Annotated in this window: 13 protein-coding genes; 3 read left to right on the forward strand and 10 right to left on the reverse strand. The window is 36.5% G+C overall.

Features of this window, described 5'->3' with window-relative positions; all coding sequences use genetic code 11:
* Positions 1-242: 242 nt before the first annotated feature.
* Positions 243-1,067 carry an SDR family oxidoreductase gene (locus J9317_RS17375; protein ID WP_211560919.1) on the forward strand — a complete coding sequence of 275 codons (825 nt, stop codon included), beginning with the start codon at positions 243-245 and terminating at the stop codon, positions 1,065-1,067.
* Positions 1,068-1,086: 19 nt separating this feature from the next.
* On the opposite strand, the gene J9317_RS17380 is transcribed toward J9317_RS17375, so the two are convergent.
* Positions 1,087-2,067 carry a nuclease-related domain-containing protein gene (locus J9317_RS17380; protein ID WP_211560921.1) on the reverse strand — a complete coding sequence of 327 codons (981 nt, stop codon included), beginning with the start codon at positions 2,065-2,067 and terminating at the stop codon, positions 1,087-1,089.
* 347 nt (positions 2,068-2,414) lie between these two features.
* Between J9317_RS17380 and J9317_RS17385 the strand changes: the two genes are divergently transcribed.
* On the forward strand, positions 2,415-3,134 hold the full coding sequence (locus J9317_RS17385; RefSeq protein ID WP_211560923.1) for a YebC/PmpR family DNA-binding transcriptional regulator: 720 nt from the start codon (positions 2,415-2,417) through the stop codon (positions 3,132-3,134).
* Between the two features lie 63 nt (positions 3,135-3,197).
* Here J9317_RS17385 and J9317_RS17390 read toward each other — a convergent pair whose 3' ends face one another.
* From J9317_RS17390 to J9317_RS17400, 3 genes are all read right to left on the reverse strand, one after another.
* Entirely contained in the window at positions 3,198-3,491 is a 294-nt protein-coding gene (locus J9317_RS17390; RefSeq protein WP_211560925.1) for a hypothetical protein, read from the reverse strand.
* Between the two features lie 122 nt (positions 3,492-3,613).
* Positions 3,614-5,740: a peptidoglycan D,D-transpeptidase FtsI family protein gene (locus J9317_RS17395; protein ID WP_211560934.1), complete on the reverse strand. Its 2,127-nt coding sequence runs from the start codon at positions 5,738-5,740 to the stop codon at positions 3,614-3,616.
* Positions 5,741-5,942: 202 nt separating this feature from the next.
* Positions 5,943-6,632, reverse strand: a complete 690-nt coding sequence (locus tag J9317_RS17400) for an MgtC/SapB family protein (RefSeq protein ID WP_211560936.1) — start codon at positions 6,630-6,632, stop codon at positions 5,943-5,945.
* A gap of 353 nt (positions 6,633-6,985) precedes the next feature.
* On the opposite strand from J9317_RS17400, the gene J9317_RS17405 reads away from it, so the two are divergent.
* Positions 6,986-7,420, forward strand: a complete 435-nt coding sequence (locus J9317_RS17405; protein WP_211560938.1) for a DUF6526 family protein — start codon at positions 6,986-6,988, stop codon at positions 7,418-7,420.
* A 102-nt stretch (positions 7,421-7,522) separates the two neighbouring features.
* Here the strand turns inward: J9317_RS17405 and J9317_RS17410 are convergent, their stop codons facing one another.
* The 6 genes from J9317_RS17410 to J9317_RS17435 all read right to left on the reverse strand — a co-directional run bounded on the left by J9317_RS17410 (position 7,523) and on the right by J9317_RS17435 (position 18,130).
* Entirely contained in the window at positions 7,523-7,903 is a 381-nt protein-coding gene (locus J9317_RS17410; RefSeq protein ID WP_211560940.1) for a VOC family protein, read from the reverse strand.
* A 411-nt stretch (positions 7,904-8,314) separates the two neighbouring features.
* Positions 8,315-10,138, reverse strand: a complete 1,824-nt coding sequence (locus J9317_RS17415; RefSeq protein WP_211560942.1) for a UvrD-helicase domain-containing protein — start codon at positions 10,136-10,138, stop codon at positions 8,315-8,317.
* A gap of 145 nt (positions 10,139-10,283) precedes the next feature.
* Positions 10,284-12,266 (reverse strand): ATP-dependent nuclease, encoded by a 1,983-nt coding sequence (locus J9317_RS17420; protein WP_249292225.1) that lies wholly within the window; start codon positions 12,264-12,266, stop codon positions 10,284-10,286.
* Between the two features lie 685 nt (positions 12,267-12,951).
* Entirely contained in the window at positions 12,952-14,313 is a 1,362-nt protein-coding gene (locus tag J9317_RS17425) for a TniQ family protein (RefSeq protein ID WP_211560944.1), read from the reverse strand.
* A 40-nt stretch (positions 14,314-14,353) separates the two neighbouring features.
* The gene (locus tag J9317_RS17430; protein WP_211560946.1) at positions 14,354-15,487 is read right to left on the reverse strand and encodes an ATP-binding protein; all 1,134 of its coding nucleotides are present in this window, start codon (positions 15,485-15,487) and stop codon (positions 14,354-14,356) included.
* A complete protein-coding gene (locus J9317_RS17435; RefSeq protein WP_211560949.1) occupies positions 15,488-18,130 on the reverse strand; it encodes a TnsA endonuclease N-terminal domain-containing protein in 2,643 nt (880 codons plus the stop codon).
* Positions 18,131-18,183 lie beyond the last annotated feature (53 nt).

Consider the following 18,183-nt stretch of genomic DNA (forward strand, 5'->3'; position numbering starts at 1 on the left):
CTCGGATCAGGCCGCCTAAAAGCGCGCGGAACCCTAGGAAACTTTGATTTGAATGTACATGTATTTAGGGTTTTTCGTCAATGCTATTTTGTGATTAAGTCCTCTTTGCTGATGGGGATTTTTAGTCTTTTGGGATTCTAAGATTCACCTATCTTTTGCTTGTCCTCCGGCACATTCGTATGTTTACTCCTTCACATACAGGGAAGCTAGCAGACAGAGATTATTTTAGGAGGTTTTCCAGTATGGGAAGATTAGAAAACAAGACAGCTGTCATTACTGGTGCTGCAACCGGAATCGGACGGGCGACCGCCGAAATTTTTGCCAGAGAAGGCGCTAAAGTGATTTGTGCGGATATCAATGAAGATGAAATGAAGAAAACCGTGGAAAAAATCAAAGAAAATGGCGGACAGGCTGAAGCAACTTATCTCGACGTTTCCAGTGAGGAAAGCGTAGCTGCTTTTGCCGGGAAATTAAAAGAATCGTATGGAACCATTGATATACTTTTCAATAACGCAGGCGTTGATCAGCAAGGCGGAAAAGTGCACGAATACCCAGTCGAGCTGTTTGATAAAATTATAGCCGTCGATTTGCGCGGAACGTTCCTTGCGAGCAAATACTTAATCCCGCTCATGCTTGATAACGGAGGGTCGATTATCAATACCTCCTCAATGTCAGGGAGAGCAGCCGACCTTGACCGCTCTGGATACAATGCTGCAAAAGGCGGAATCACAAACTTTACACGGGCAATGGCGATTGATTATGCCCGTGATGGAATCCGTGTAAACTCCCTCTCTCCTGGAACAATTGAAACGCCTTTAATTGACACACTTGTAGGCGGCAAAGACGAAGATATGGGCGAGAAATTCAGAGAAGCCAACAAGTGGATTACCCCGATGGGCAGACTCGGGCGTCCGGAAGAAATGGCAAACGTCGCTCTATTCCTGGCATCAGACGACAGCTCTTATGTAACGGGCGAAGACATTACCGCTGATGGCGGAATTATGGCTTATACGTGGCCGGGAAAAATGCTGATTGAGGCTGAAAAATGGAAAAAAGGTACGGAATGATTTTCGCAGGAGCACCTCTTCAAGTGGTGCTTTTTTCTTTGAGCGAGAGTTCGTAAACTCTGCCTTTGTTTTGGCCGGTGGATTTTAGGTTGAGGGAATGGAGGAGCTTTGTTGCTGAAGAGGGGCTAACAAGCTGCAAGTAATCACGGATTTCTTTATTCGTAATCGTAGAACTAATTAGCAGTTTGTAATCATTTAGCGCTTCAAGGTGAGCGTTTCTATACTTATTCTGGCATTTTAAGCAATACCAGCCGCCTTTATATCTCTCAGTTAAGAGTATGCAAACCGGACAGAAAACTCCTTTTAACAGGTCCTCATGTGTTAATCCAAATCTATCAAGTATGGGGAAATCTGCCTCACTGTGTTCTTTCATTAAAAATTTTTTTAGCTTTCTAAATTCTTTTTCACTAAGAATACCGGTATTAACATCAGACTCTATTTGTTTCATTTTCAGAGGAAGTTTTTCACAGTGAATGATTTTTTCTGCTAATTTAGACTGGTAGGCATGCGGCGATTGGATAATGGTTTGCGGATTACTGATGACTACTAGAGAGAAAATAGGAACATAGGGGAAACCGTTATTCACAAACCATTGCTTGAGAAGAAATTGAAGGCGTTCTGTCTGAAGAATAGGATCAGCAAAAGCTGTTTCCTGTCCATCTTTGGTCCGAATTAGCTGATTAAAATTCGGTTCAAAAAATATGGTTCCCGCTATATTTTTTATTTCTAAAATAATTGCATATTTAGAGGTTATAATCAGAGTATCCATTTGGAAATAAGACGTTTCGCAAGGAAGACGTAAATCCTGTAAAATAAATTGTTTCTCTTGAGAATAAAGGGAAAGCTGATAGTCAGCAGCAAGTTCACCTCTATAGCCTGCCATTCTTTTTTTGAGTTCTTCAGTAATTTGGGGTACCTTTGGATGATTGTCCGGCAATCTTCTCTGCAGAGCTTGTAATTTGAGGATGATGAGCGGGGATTTTCTCTTCTTAATGATCATGTAAGCACTCCTTTTTTGAGAATACTATTATATTCTCGAAAAATTTTGCTGTACCTTCATCCGTTTTGGAGTTAGCTGGGAGGATATCGACCGAACTACGGATATATCGACCAAAATAAAATTTTATCGGCTATTATTTCAATTTATCGACCGAAATCTCATTATATCGGCTATTTTTCCGATATATCGACTTTCCGACAAAAATCGACCTCCTCTTCGCCCCCTCCCCCTATCCACCAAGAAAAACTCGTAACCACCCACCCAAATACGTTATAATAAAAGGTAATGAATCACCCTATCATAACCGAATCATAAAATAGATTTAATACCGAAAGAGAGTGAGCAGTATGGGTCGTAAGTGGAATAATATTAAGGAAAAAAAGGCAGCTAAGGATAAAAACACGAGTCGGATTTACGCAAAATTCGGACGCGAAATCTACGTTGTGGCTAAACAGGGCGAGCCGGATCCTGAATTGAACCAAGCCTTGAAGTTCGTTCTTGAACGGGCCAAAACATACAATGTGCCGAAGCATATTATTGACCGCGCGATTGAGAAAGCAAAAGGCGGTTCTGAGGAAAACTACGATACTCTTCGCTATGAAGGGTTTGGACCGAACGGGGCTATGGTTATCGTAGATGCACTGACCAATAACGTAAACCGCACGGCTTCAGAGGTTCGGGCAGCATTCGGTAAAAATGGCGGGAACATGGGGGTCAGTGGTTCTGTTGCTTACATGTTTGACGCTACAGCTGTTATCGGAGTAGAAGGAAAATCTTCCGATGACGTTCTTGAGCTTCTTATGGAAGCCGATGTTGATGCACGCGATATTCAGGAAGAAGAGGATTCCGTCATTGTTTATGCAGAGCCGGATCAGTTCCATGCGATGCAGGAAGCGTTCAAAGGCGCCGGCATTACTGAATTCACTGTTGCCGAGCTGTCCATGCTTGCACAAAACGATGTAGAGCTTCCGGAAGATACCCAAGCTCAATTTGAAAAATTGATTGATGCGCTTGAAGATTTAGAAGACGTTCAGCAGGTTTATCATAACGTAGACCTGGGTGAATAACAGATAAAGCAGATCCGGCCGCCGGATCTGCTTTTTTTACATGAACAACCACCGACCTTCGCTTCACTCTTTCTTAGCTGAAAAACTCTCCCTATAGGCTAGAATTGACGTTTTCAAAGAAGCATAGCTTCCAATTGCTGCACTTCCATAAAAAAATCCCATGAACAAGCCCGCCCACAGGTTATGCCGGTGGCTGAAAAAAATGGATATCATTAAACCCAGGATGGATGCTACTGTGGGAATATATGGACGGGGAATGGGCAGGAAAATTTTAATTAGCTGTGTCAGAATAATAATGGCAGGGACAGCGAGTACAACGTCCCAGAAATTTGTATGGATGACAGGAAATTCGGTCATAAACATCGGCCCCTTAATCACTCTTATGCTTATTAATATTTGCGAAAATTGATTTGATATCCAAACCGCCTGAATTCCGGATATACAAAGACCCCCATCTTGTTTGATGGAGGCCGCATTGATTATTCTGCTTTACTGGTCCCGGCTGGTTCCTCAGCATACTTCTTCTGCAAATCCACATAAGCTTTCACAACCCTGGCAGCGATGTCTTTATTGATGTGCTTCTCAGCATACGGTACGACTACGCTAAAAGCAATTTCCGGTTCATCGGAGGGATAGTAGCCCACAAAATTTATGTTATATGTTTTTTCCGTAAGGTCTGAATCAGGGTATCTATATGTTGTCTGAGCGGTTCCGGTTTTTCCGGATACATCCAGGCCGGTAAAGGTGCCGGCGGCGGTTCCGCCCGTTTGTGTTACGGCTTTAAATCCCCTTTGGACCTGTCTGATTTCTGCCGGGGTATTATTGATCCGGTTTAATACCTTTGGTTCCTTATCCAGATGAAACGGGCCAAGCCCCTTTTCAGATGTGGGTTCATGAACCGATTTTACGACTCTTGGCTGAATGCGGTATCCACCGTTTGCTATGACAGAAACATATTGTGCCAGCTGAAGCGGTGTATACGTGTCCAGCTGTCCGATGGAAAAGTCAAGGAGCTGTCCGACATTGTCAGGATCTGTTCTGTATCCATGTGATTCATTTGGCAGGTCAATTCCGGTTTCTCTTCCTAATCCAAACTGGTAGTACCCGTTTCTCAAAGTCTCAAAATCGTTAAAACCTCCTTTAAACGTGCCATTTTCTACATATGAAAATCCTGCAATATTTTCAATGACTGCTTTAAACATGTAGATGTTCGAGCTCTTTTTTAACGCTGTAATATCGCTTACCAAGCCGAGTGACCGATTGCCGGCAGAGGACTTCGTAGCGGTGTTTTTAAACGTCATTGGAGCATCGTAATAGGTTGTGCTGACAGGCATTCCATTTTGATAGGCCGTCAGAACAGTCGCACCCTTCACCACAGATCCCATCTCATACTGTCCTGTAAAAGCTCCGTAGGAAAAATCCAGCGGCTTGCTGCTCTTTCTAAAGTCAAATTGCTTTCCGGCCATTGAAAGCACGTCCCCATTGTTTGGATCCATCACCACGGCAAAGGCACTGTTCACAAGCCCGTTGCCGCTTGTTCTTTTACCTTTTATGATTTCTTCTTCAAGAATTTTCTCAATTTCTTTTTGAAGCTCCATATCAAATGTCAGCTGCAAGTCATAGCCGCGTTTTCCGGTACTTAGGATTTCTTCAGATACGCTGCCGTCTCGATCGGTTGTATATTGGATCTTAGACTTGGAGGCATTTAAAAACTGCTCATACTGCATTTCAATATATCCTTTGCCTACACGATCGTTCCTTGAGTACCCCCGTGCCTGAAAATAATCCATGCGCTCTTTCGGAATACCTTCTTGAGATGTCGTGACCTTCCCAAGGATTGGCCCTAATAAATTACCATAAGGATACTGCCTGTCCCAGTCGGTGATGATATTCAGTCCCGGCATTTTTTCAAGATTTTCCGAAACGCGGGCTATCTCATCATTGGTCAGCATGACATCCGCTCCTGGCTTTGCATCCTTAGGTAAAACCTGAGCTTTAATAATTTGCGGCTCATATTGGTACCCGGATGAAAACCGTTTAAACAGCACGGCCATTGAAAGCTGCCTTTCACTTCGCTTCATTTTTTGAATTTCTGCTTTGGGAACCCTTTCAATTTGCAGCTGATATTGCTCTTTTCCATCCAGTTCCAGCTCTTTTTTCTTAAGAAGCTCCTTTGCTCTTTCTGGATGAGCGGATAGCCAGTAATCCCTTAGGTCTCTGCTGCTCTCCTGCTCCTGAATCTTTTTAAGCGCTTCTGATTCGACCTTAATATGTTTAATCAGTTCTCTTGCGGTTTTTATTTTATTCTCCGGTTTCGTTTTCTTATCAACCGTATATGTAATAGCAGGAACCCCAATATTATCAACAACCACTCTGCCATAGCGGTCAAACATTTTGCCTCTCGGTGCAGGGTAGGAAGATACATTTGTCTCGGTTCTCGAGAGTTCCTTATTAAACTCTTCTCCCCGTACAATCTGAACAATCCCTAAACGGACAATCACCATAACAAAAGCAAAGAATACCGCAAAAAACAATATATTAATACGCCGTAATCTGGTCTTTTTTAAACCGCGATTTTCGGATGTATTTGTGGCCGGCTCGGTCATTTGATAAATTCCCCTTCCTAAAAAAATGCAATAAACCACCCTCCTCTATTCTACATTTTTTTACAAGGGAATAATACCCATACATAGAAATGATTTATGCACACCTTACTGCCCTGGCATCTTTCGCTGCAATCATTAAAAAAAGAGGAGAAAATAGGAGCATCTATCCCCTCCAGCATTTCCCATCCAATTTCGCCAGATCCTATTCCATATTCTCTACGTCCACCCGAAAAACACCCGATGGTTTCCTGATTGTATAAAAGATTTCTGTAGGGCTGTCTATTACTTCGGAAGCCACAACGCAATAAATGGTGATCCATTCTTTTTCTTCCTTGATTCTGATGCGCTTGATTCCAAGCTTCAATGCCTCTAATTCTTTCAGCAGCTTGGTAAGATTGGTATCTTTCGAAATATATATTTTTACTTTGAATTCTTTTTCTCTTAAACGCCTGATTACAAACTTCTCCAGCAGATAGGGAAGGATTCTTACACCTGTAAAAATGAAAGCCACTCCAGCCAGTGCTTCAATATAAAAGCCCGCTCCTATGGTAATCCCGATGGCTGCGGAGGAAAAGACGAGTGCAGCCGTCGTTAATCCGGAGATAACCTCGTTGTGTCTTCTCAGAATTACCCCTGCTCCCAAAAAACCAATGCCGCTAATCACGTACGAGGGAATCCTGCCGGGATCCATTGGCCGGGAATAAGCTTCAGCATACATAAAGGCAGACTCATACGAAACAAGCGTTAACAAACAGGCAGTTACTGAAATAATCAAGCATGTCTTCAAACCAAGGGGTTTTCCCTTTAATTCTCTTTCCAATCCTATTATGATGCCTGCAATGGCCGAAAAGCTGAGCTTCATCAGGACATCGACTTGCAGGACCTCCTCCATCTCTTCCCCCCCTTTATTACCGCCTTTATTAAATATATAAAGCGCTGGCTTAAAATATTTCAGAAGAAAAGAAAAGCGTTTTTGTATGTACGCCTTAGATTACAGAAGAATCACCTTGGCCTGCTTTGATCTGTTCCCCCACAGTCCATTTTGCCTTGTTCATAATAATACAGATGGTTAACCCACTCTGGCCCTGCCTGGTCCAATTAAATCTTCCCGCTAACGTGTGTATGAATTTTTTCACCAAGTTCTGAATAAAAATGTTAAAGGAACTCAACGTAATTGAATAAGCCCGCTGCAATAAGTAAACTAAAGAGGAGACATAATACAAAACGGTAAATGGAGAGGTTAAAATGGAGACCCAAAATTACAAAAACCACACACGGATGCACCCGCTTTATCATTATGTTCTATCCGTACTGCTTCTCGGTATGCTGATTTCGGCAGTTATTCATGCAATCAATGCAATGAGCAGCGGAAAAAATGTGTTCCAGGCCTTTATCATACTGCTTACTGCAGTAAGTGTTGTCATCATTGGAGTGCTCGTGCGGACATACACTTTGAAAGCTCAAGACCGTGCTATACGTGCGGAAGAAAATCTGCGTCACTATGTGCTTACAGGAAAAATGATGAATCCCTCTCTGACTGTGAAACAAGCGGTCGCGCTAAGGTTTGCCTCCGACAAAGAGCTGCCAGCGCTAAGTGAAAAAGCAGCGGCAGAGAACTTAAAGCCTGATGATATTAAGAAGCTTATTCAGGACTGGAGAGCGGATCATTACAGGATATAATCTCACAATCAGTAAATTAGGCGGGATGACAACCGTGTGATTCAGGAAAAAAATAAAGCAGCATCCGCAAATATGGATGCTGCTTTATTCTCTATTAAACACTCACTTTTTTTCCATGACAGCGAAATAATTTTCTTCACAATCTGAAAAATTAAATACCCGGCCAGAAGGCATGGCCACGATTTCTCCAACTGTAATTTCTTTGCTTGAGAATTCGCTATGTAATCGATCCAGATTGTCAGAGAAAAACAGTAAAGAAGGCGTACCAAGATTTAATTCAGGCGACATTTTTGCAATGAATTCTTTGTTGTGGAGAACAATTGTGGTTTCCGAATCATTGGCTGGAGCAATTTCAATCCATCTCATTCCCTGTCCGTTATCTTCATCAGAAATAACCTGGAAGCCTGCTTTTTCCGTCCAAAATTTCACAACCTCATCCTGGTTGTTTACATACAGCATGATTTGGCCCACTTTATGAATCACTCGCGCCCACTCCCTTTTTCACTTTTCTGAAATTTTACCATCATTTACAATTATGGACAATGAGGGAATGGTAAATTTAGTCTGTTTTAATAAGAAGGGTTTCACTAATGATCCGCATATAAAATAAAGCATAAACTGCCCTATTGGACATTTTATGCTTTATATTGCATCTATGTGTGACTTAAATCATATATTTGTCAAATTATTAAGCATAAGTTTGCCACTCTTACAGCCACATGAGATACAACTGTTTAATACATTATTATTACTGAAACTTTAATGGAATTTCCCTATTAATACAGGTCGAAATAGGCATTCTCCCTAACTCTTGACATCTTTATGTTTTAAATAAATACTTCTGACATTAATATGATTTATACTTGTATTAACCTTCAATTATTTATTAAAATGCTATTGATACTGCTCTATTCCACTCTCATAATTAGTCCAACCATCCTTATCTAATCGTGATAGTATCTCATCAGAACCAGATATTAACCTTGCAGGTATCGCGATCGTAGCTAAATGCGTTGGTCTACTCAAAGCAACATAGCCAAACTTCAAGGCTTTGATTGTTTCATCTCTTTCTGAGAAGTCAGAAATTAAGTAAGGATTCTTATGATTCCCTATAAGATATTGACTAAGTAAATCAAATATGTGGCGACGTTGCAAAAGAGTTCCATCCCGCGAAAATTCTCTAAACTCAGTATCTAAAAGCAGCAATGTTGAGCGGTGTGTTTCACCTTTCACTGAATGAATCGTCCCTATATAAAATTCAAGCTCTTTCTCAGACATGTTTCCCCACTCTTCATGAGACAAAGACTGCTGAAGATATTGAATCTGCTTGTCTACATTAACACAAGTAAAACTAACCTTTTCATGGTTTGTTAATATACTCAAAATCTCCTCAAGATTATTTTTAACTAAATAAGTTTTAGAATTGCTCTGCATCATTTCTTTAATACATATACCCATTTTTTCTTTATAAAGTGAATTTTCATTAACCATTATTCTTATTTCTTTAAACGAGGTATCTGTTTCCTTTGCTATTAACTTCAGAAGATAGTTATAAGTCTTCCTAATTCGACCTTCTCTGTTTCCAGTATTAACTGAAGGCCTAACATAGCTAGTAAATAGATTTTCTAAATCAGCATGAAGTGGCGCTACTATTGCATCTTTTTTTTGAGAGTAAAAAAATGATTCAGACTCATCTTCGCATAAACTAATAAGCCCTCTATATTTTACCAATAAGTCATTCTCGTCTTCATAAATTATATAATACGGAGGGAACGAGACTACCGCCTCTGAAGACTCAAATGAATCATACCTTTCAACACATACATTTTTCACTATATTAGACACGCTTGAGCCAAATCGAGAAGTTTGAGCAATTTCTCTTTTAGGTACTTCCAGCTCACTTGAAGGTACCCATACATCATTATTTCCTTCAAAAATATTATACAAAGCTTGGTATGGATCACCGAATTTTTGATAGATAACATTAGAATTTAAAAAAAGGTTATTTAACATCTCATATTGAAGCTCATTAGTATCTTGTGCTTCATCTAAAAAAACATAATTAAAACGGTTTTTAATAGCTTCCTGTAACTGTTCCTTGTATTTTTCGATATACCATTTCGATAGTTCTAAGCATTGATGATTTGTTAATATTCCCATCTCGAACATTCTTATAATGCTCTCTTCAAACTCTCTTCTATAAGAATTCTTAGCATGACTTTCAATAGAAAGTGTGCCCTCATTACTAATTACTAAACTCGGTTTCATATTTTTAAGTCTAGGAGTTCTATAATTATAATTATATGGCTTATACTGCTCAAATATATTAAAATATATTGCCTCATATTCATCATCATCTAGAACCCTAATTTGTTTGTCTCCATTTATATAGTGATAGGCTTTTTTAGCAAAATACGTATTAAAAAATTCTTGAATAGTGCCAATAAAGTTAGGATGTTCTATATTATAGACCCCAACCTTTTTTAACCCTAACCGTATTTCGTCAACTGCTACATTAGTATGTGTAATCAGACAAATACCTCTATTACTATAGATATTCTCTTTTAAAATATACGCACACTTTGCAATTAAAACTGTTGTTTTTCCAGTACCCGGTCCCGCAACTATATTGGCAGACTTATCAAAGGTTATCACTTCTTTCTGGCTATCAGAAAAGTCACAACCATCAGGTAGTAACAGAGACGTTATTTCATTCATCTCGCTTCTCATAGGTTAAGCCTGCCTTCTCTTTGGCTAGACATTGCAGCATGTTTTATAGCCTCTCTCAAGTATGCTATATTACTGTCCTCCATGACTTTTTCTTTCCATTTTTCAGCTTTCGTTTCATCCTTTGTTATTTCATTTATTTCAATGGCAAGTCTCTGTGCCACTTCAGCTTTAGAAACATTCTTATCATTAATAGGTTTAAATATCGAGTATGCAACTTCCTCTCGATTTTTTCCTTCTGACAAGCCTCTACTGAGATCATCAAAGAACTTTTTTCTCTTACCGGTATAGGGTTTTTATATCTTACTTCATGAACAGCTTTTAATAACAAAGGTGCAAGTTCACTTAATGCTAGACTGTACTCTAGAGTCCATTTGGGTGCTACATTTACACTTATATTAGCGCTGTACTCATTATACTTATCTTGGAATTGTATAAACTTTTGCTTTTCAATTGAATCTAAATATTGTGGGGTGATATCTTTTTTGGTTATTTGAGTTAATAGATCTTCATTTGATGAATCAATATTAAACCCAAAATCAGTTACTAATTTTTTTACAGTAGAATATTCTTGTCCAATCTTATCAACATCTATATCTTCAATCTCCTCATCACAATAAGCCAGAACATCATTTAGTTCGTTTATATCTTTAATTGCATATATTGATTTAATCTTCCCTTCAGTCTCGTAATAGGTCCATGCTTTTACGTCTAAATCGGTTATTATCGATAATGGTAGATTAATAGCAGGTAAGTCCATATCTTCCAACCATAAGTCAGATCTAGAAAACAATTTTATATATCGCTCAAAAGAAGTTCCTTGAACATTAACAAGCGATATTCCATGTTTATGCAATGGATATCCTATCAAGTTCGCAATTGCCGGTAATAAAAGCATCTCAGAATCACCTTCAACAAATATTACTCCTTTGGCGAAAAACAAATTGCTCTTTGTTGAATCTAGGAATCTTTCAATAAACCCATAATCTGCTTTGTCCAACTTTGTATAAATTTCATCCAAAGGATAAGCTGTTTTATCATGCATTAAAATAACAAATTTAGGATCAATGGATGCTACAAGATTGGGACTATGTGATGTTAAGATGAATTGGTTTCGATTATTTCGCCTATCAAGCTCTTCTTCCAAATACTTAATAAGTCTTATTTGTGCTTGGGTATGCAGGTGTGCCTCTATCTCTTCAATTAAAGTAATATTTGGACCAATGAGTAGTTGATCTTCCTCCAAATTATTCAATAGAAGTAACTCCGCAGCAATAAAAAGTAAATTCAAGTTACCCAAACCCAAATTGATATCCTCATTTTCAAGACTTAATTTTCTTAAAATAGAGGTTAAGTCAGTCCTTGATACAGTAAATCTTGATTTTGATTTACTTTTATCATGGATATCATAGAAATCACTTAGTAAAGTTTCTATATCACCAACTAAAGAGTGGCTATCAGCATACTCTTCCCTAAAATATGATTCAATTTGATTGTTGGCTTCTTTCATAACAGTTACTAACTGATGTTCATTGCTATCCTTAGAAGAGTCAACATTATTAAATGCAGGATGGGCTTTCAATATATAGGCTAGTCTTGAACGAATTCCTGGTTTCAATTCTGTTTGAGCATCACGCATTGGTTTTAAGTATGTTGTTTTAAGTAGATTTTTAGCTGAAGCGTCTAGTCTATACTCGAAATTTTTATCTCCCGCTTGAACTTTTCTATCGATATATTCCTTTCCATTTTCGTTTTTCCTTCTATCTGCGCTAAGACAAACTCTCAATTGGTAATGTTTATCTTCATCGAAAGATAACCATTCAAGAAACGTTCCTGCTTCTCGGTCAGATAAGTCAGTAAAAATACCTTCTATATAAAAAGAATCACTGTACATATCCTTGTCGTAACAATAAAAGTCCTCTTGGTTAATTTTTTCAAAGTCATCACTTACGCTTCCTAGTAAGTATCTAATCGCATCAGTTATCGCTGTCTTACCAGCATCATTTTCGCCTACTAATACATTAAAATTTGAATTAAAAAACACTGTGATTCCTGGGTTACCATCCTCTTTCATGCCAAACTGCCTGAAATTTGTAAGACTTATACTCTTTAAATACATATTTAACAACCCCCCATAATATTTTGCAACTGTAATTGTCGTACGCATTCAGCGCTAATTATTTCTATTTATTTCCAATCTACCATATTCCTGGACTTCCGAATAGCTTATAAACAAGAATTTCCATAAAAAAATACACCTTTTAAGTATAGGTGTAGAAAGGAGGTGCAGGTGTTGAAATGCTCTAATCTAACTCTTTAATTTTATCAGGATACCAGTTCCTATTTATCGATATTACTAATTCTTCAAAAAGCTGCAAACGGTAACTTTTTAGCTCCTCTTCTTTAAAAACTAATTCATTGTTTATTCGAGGAATTGATGGATAGTGTCCTTCTTTATTCAATTTAATAATTAGTGCCCTTAATTTTTTCTTATTCCTATCTAGGTCATTTTACTTACTTACAATTAAGCTCCTTTGTCTGAGTCCGCTAATTAATAGTGGAAAAGTCTTGTTATCGACAATATTCTTATATTTCTTGTATCTTCGCCACTGTTATAAATTAGATATTAACACACTTGTTCGCGCCTCATTATAAGTAACTACAACCATAGAACTAATAGCCTTGATATAAGGACAGCGAAGTATAGTTGTAGTAATGATATCAGTATTAATGATATCAGTATTAATGAAATCAGTTAGAACTTTCATAAAAACAAAATTTCTACGTTTAGTTAACTAATAATACTAATTTTTTTTCATCTTAATCCCAAGTTCCTTCAAAGAATTTTCCCACACATCCCTATACTCCTTTTCAAATCCCGTTATAACAAAAGGAAGTTCTCTCATAACTTTTTTCAAGCCCGGATATTGGTTAGAACTATGCATTTCATTTACAATTTTTCTAATCAGTTCAAATCTCTCCACCTTTATTCTGTCCCTATTTTTCTTTCTTATTGACACATTTAATTCTTTCATTTCTAGGTAGATCTCTGGAAAATACTTTTCAACAGAAACATAACTAATTCCTAAAACTTTTTTTAACTGCCTAAACACTATCAGTTCATTACTTTTTTTACACGATTCAAAAAAGTGTTTCACTTTGTTTTTCATTTTTAAAATCTCACTTGCAGCCTTCTTTTTCCCTATTTTATTTAAACTCGTTAAGCTAAATTCTTCTATTTCACCTACAATATTTTGAGTTAATAAATCTCCTATAGTAGTGTTACTTGCTAAAGAAAGTTTAAGTATAGTTTCTAGTTTAATATGTGAATGCGAATTTTTTATAAATCCCGTAAATGATTTCCTGGAAATCCCCACTCTATCTTTAATTGTTTTTTCTTTCGGTGCAGGAAGCATATCATAGATTTTCCTGCAATTATTTATCAGACAGTCATTAGCTACTAGACTAACTTCAGTTGGTACAACTAACATCTCTCCAATCAAACTTTCTGCCACATGTTTTTTCTGATTTTTAACTTCCCTATTTATTACTTGACCTAGCCATAGATTACAACATTGACAATATCCTATAGTAGATTTAAACTTGATAAATTTTTGAAACGAATTACAAAATGGACATGTATGATGCAACTCTGTTTTATGAATAGTACAACAATTAACATGACAAATATTCCAAATTAACATTTCGTAAATATTGCTATTATTTATTCTCATATCCTCAAGACAATAACCACACCAGTACTTGTTTTGTTTTATAGAACCTTTAGTATCTAACCATACACCATGGGGAACAAGTGTTAAATGTTTGAGGTCACTTCTACTGGTAAGATTATTTAAAATATCTATATTCATTGAAGCTGTTTGAGTATTCCCTAATAAACATGCGCCATCGTGAAAATTTTGGACATAATTTTGAGCGTAAATCCCAGAGTAATAGAGTTTTTTCTTCAATATAGGCAACAATATACCCTTTATAAAGTCTCCTGTTGTTATACAATGTGCGCTAGAAATTCTCATAAGGTAGCTAGTTAAACCTTCCACGAATGGGGTGCCTATTCCTATTGGTTCTAAGTTATACAATGTAGATCTATTAGAAGTGCTCGTATTATACACATGGTCGTTATACAAAGGGTCTACCTCTATCACTCTTCACTAACCTCCTCTTTAAGATTTATTCAAAGTTCAGTTAGTTACTTTCATCAATTCCAATTTTATCTCTTTTTGGATTCCTTTTCCCAACAGTTATTTTTTTTGTTTTTTCCCCTTTGTCGTTCTCATTGAGGCCTACATTGTATTTATGACCTTCTTTTTGAGACATACCTAATAGGTTTTGCAGTACTTCAATTTTCCCTTCATTGTCTTTAAACTCGTTTTCCCCATTAATAGCTTCTTCAGCAATTTTGTAGGCTTTTGATGGTGCGGGGGCATACTTCTCAATGATGTCTAGGTTTATACCATTTCCACTTTCTTTTATGGCCTCTAAAAAACATTTATCTATCCATTCTTTTAAAATCCCGACACAACCAACCGATCTTTCATAGAAAAATTCCCAATGATTCAATAGACAACCTTCTTTTTCCTCGAATGGTAATAACGATTGGAAAGTATATACTATACCCTTAAATGCCATGAGATCTTTTTCAATTTTAATATCATATCTAGGGAAATGAATTTCAGATATCCTCCTACTCAGCTGTCCATTCATATCAAAAAATGCATTTAACTCATACGTCCCAAATAAAACAAATATGGAACCGGTAATATTCGCCATGGATTTTATAAAATCCATTTGATCTTGTATTCGCCTTCCGCTTCCCATTTTTAATAAATGTTGAGCTTCATCTAACAATATTACTTTTGTTTTTCTATATCTAATTGCATTTTCTAGTGACTTCCTAAGTTCTGGAGAGGTTGTGGGTTTATAATTAGATATCTTACCTCTATAAGAATTACTTTGATCAACTTTATTACCAATTAAAGGCTCATTAAATTCTATTAGTATTCTTTGATAAAAGTCTTTCCAGTTGAACTTACCGTTATCAGGAGAAGGTAATTCTAGCGATACTACCGGGATCATTCCCCGATCTACTTTCATGTTATCATTACTCAAAAATAATAATTGGCTTTTAACCTTTGCATAAAGTGTAGACTTTCCTACTCCAGTGGGTCCAAATACGATGAATACTTTTCCTTCTTTTGAAGTCTCAATCTTTTCCATTAAATCAGTGTATACATGATTTAAAATTGGATGATTGATGTTTCGGATGATAAATTGTTCTTTTATTTTATTTTCGTGGTTAAATTCAATATCATCTTTCATTTAAAACTCCTCAAACAATTCCAGATTTTTAAATACTTCATTATTATTGCTTAAAGTTTCATTAATAGGATATGGAGGATGGGATTTAAACTGGGGTTCAGGTGCCACGTGATCATAATTATTATTTGTTACTTTTTTTAATTCATTAGCTTTTGATTGTAACATCTCAAATTGAATATTATCTTCCATATTATTTATAAAAGCTGCGATTTTACTTGCATTGATTGAATAATTTTTCGAATTATCTTTTTTAATTTTCCTTAATTCAGTTGTAATAAATCTAATCTCTTTTTCTGAGAGGTCTTTAAATATAGAATAGTACTCAGAAATACACTTTACCCATTTTTTATTAACATATGCATATGCAATTCCCATATTAAATGGGTCATATCTTACTTTCACTTTAGTTTTTACTAATTCTGGATTTTTAAATACATCATTCCAATAATAGAGATAGTTTATTTTGACTCCAGTATTTGTGTGAATAACTACTTCTCCGTTTTTTGTAGATGGTAACGTTAAAATTTCAAATAACGGATCATACGGAATATATTCATGATCTCTTTTACCACTTAATTCAATGCCTAATTTAAAAACTTCTGAAGGGGACAAACCTAATGAAGGATGTTCCAATGAATCGTATACTTCGTGGAAGAAATGGTTTAATGCTTTATGTAAATCCGGCAATGTCCATATAGCGAGGTTTTTTGGGTTTACTTTTTTGGTAACCTGCCTTACATTTTTCATGTTTTTTGTGTTTCCTTGAAGATTATGGATTAATGAAGTATTAGTTGTACCGAACATCCTTTCTAAAACTGACCCATACCTAGGTTGTGCAGATGGCCTTCTCTTTATTTCTTTTTCATACATAGCAAGTAATGTTTCAAAATAAACACTATGGAACTCCTTACCATTATCAACTACGATTTGCTGAGGTAATCGGTTATGTATTCTGACACATTCTCTGAAAACCATTAAACATGACCTATAACTGGGCTCTTCAAAAGACAGAAAAAAAGCTAGTACTTTGCGTGAATAAGCATCCGAGAGAAGAGTTAAATATGGTCTTCCTAAATTTTTCCCACTATGGGAATGTACAAGTTCAATATCCAACTCTGTATGGTCTAGATGAGCTATGTTAAAAGGAAAATCTCCATGTCTCGGTGTAGTAAATTCCAACTCCCAATAAAAGGATTTTTCTTGATAGGCAGCCTTATCTCCCTTTCTTTTTCTTATTTGCTGAACTCTAGGACGTAATTTTATATATTTACAAAACGTTTGTAAACTAGGAGCTAATAGGCCTTTTTCTTCACAAACCAATTTAAACTCCCCCCATACTACCGACCTATTTTTCTCAGTACTTGTTTCATACCTGTTTTCTATGAAGTCTTCCATTAATTCTTTAACTTGACTAGATAATCTCTCTGTTCTATTACCCTTATTTTTGTCATTTGGAAGTAAACCTACATATCCATTCCCCACTAACTTTTCTGCTTTTCTATATTTAGAAACCCAATCTCGGACTAGTCTTTTGCTTGGCTTTTCTTTCTCTTTGAATGTTCCATTAATATATTCCCTAACGTAAACTAACCTGTAATTAGCCACTTGATAATCAGATTCACTAGCAGCTATAATAATTTCCATTAAGTCGCTTTCTATCTCTTTAGATCTCTGGTCACTTGATATTCGACCTTTTTGGATTTGTTTTTTAATCAAATCCTTCGGAAGTTCATTATATTTACCATCCTCTGTCATTAGCATTATAGTCGATTTGCCAACATTAATAATTTTCCAATTTATTGAATCCCAAATAATACTGTTTCCTACTTCGAGAGAGATTTTATTGACTTTAGGCAAGTCATTTTTACAGTCGATGATATTTTTATGCATTGTAGCATGCTCTTTATCTAAATAAACAAAAACTTTATTCGCTTCAGGTAAAACTTCTTCATTTAAATTTACATAAATAGACTGTTTAATGATTGATGTATAGATACTGTCAGCATTTATCTGTCCTTTTAATGTTTTAATTAATTCATTTAAGGAAATACCAGGCTCATTAGTAACTATTTCTCTTATTAGTAGTACATCATCTCCAGGTACACAAAGAAAATCAATTTTTCGTAAGTAACTATCTAAGAATGTATAATTTCTATGGAGTTTCCAATTGATCTTTTCACTTGTACATACAGTAAAATTAAGACCAAACTGTTTAGCAAATTCTTCTCCAGGAGGGCACCGCCAAACCCCCTTTTCATCTTTAATATATTTCCACGGCTGTTTAGAAGAAAGGTATTGCAAGTCCCCTTCATTTTTCCATTCTTCCCACCCTGCACTACTTTTTCGAATTACAAAGAAATCTGGAGTGTACAAGACCCCTCTTCTCTTCCCACTATTGTCTACGAAATTAAGTTTTATTTGATTTGGTTGATCATAGTATTCAAGCACTTCTGTATCGTTTTCCATCATTAATATAGCAGGACCTTCAACCTTACCGCTCTCCCATTGAATGTAGACTCCCATTTTTTTGCTTGGATATTTTCCAGTAAGACTAACATTTCCACCTCCCACATTTCGGGAAGGCTGCATAAGCCTAATGTTGTTATTAATAAAATCTTGAGTTTTTTTTTCAATATTATTCATCTCACACCACATCTTAAATGAGGACATTTCCAAATTTATCACCATCCTTTCTA

This window comes from Metabacillus flavus (assembly GCF_018283675.1).
In the GTDB taxonomy this organism is placed as follows: domain Bacteria; phylum Bacillota; class Bacilli; order Bacillales; family Bacillaceae; genus Metabacillus_B; species Metabacillus_B flavus.

Excerpts from the sequence above, each read along its gene's own strand:
- J9317_RS17435 (WP_211560949.1), bottom strand. The coding sequence starts at position 18,130 with ATGAATAATATTGAAAAAAAAACTCAAGATTTTATTAATAACAACATT.
- J9317_RS17385 (WP_211560923.1), top strand. The coding sequence starts at position 2,415 with ATGGGTCGTAAGTGGAATAATATTAAGGAAAAAAAGGCAGCTAAGGAT.
- J9317_RS17415 (WP_211560942.1), bottom strand. The coding sequence starts at position 10,138 with ATGAATGAAATAACGTCTCTGTTACTACCTGATGGTTGTGACTTTTCT.
- J9317_RS17380 (WP_211560921.1), bottom strand. The coding sequence starts at position 2,067 with ATGATCATTAAGAAGAGAAAATCCCCGCTCATCATCCTCAAATTACAA.
- J9317_RS17430 (WP_211560946.1), bottom strand. The coding sequence starts at position 15,487 with ATGAAAGATGATATTGAATTTAACCACGAAAATAAAATAAAAGAACAA.
- J9317_RS17390 (WP_211560925.1), bottom strand. The coding sequence starts at position 3,491 with ATGACCGAATTTCCTGTCATCCATACAAATTTCTGGGACGTTGTACTC.
- J9317_RS17405 (WP_211560938.1), top strand. The coding sequence starts at position 6,986 with ATGGAGACCCAAAATTACAAAAACCACACACGGATGCACCCGCTTTAT.
- J9317_RS17395 (WP_211560934.1), bottom strand. The coding sequence starts at position 5,740 with ATGACCGAGCCGGCCACAAATACATCCGAAAATCGCGGTTTAAAAAAG.
- J9317_RS17375 (WP_211560919.1), top strand. The coding sequence starts at position 243 with ATGGGAAGATTAGAAAACAAGACAGCTGTCATTACTGGTGCTGCAACC.
- J9317_RS17420 (WP_249292225.1), bottom strand. The coding sequence starts at position 12,266 with ATGTATTTAAAGAGTATAAGTCTTACAAATTTCAGGCAGTTTGGCATG.
- J9317_RS17400 (WP_211560936.1), bottom strand. The coding sequence starts at position 6,632 with ATGGAGGAGGTCCTGCAAGTCGATGTCCTGATGAAGCTCAGCTTTTCG.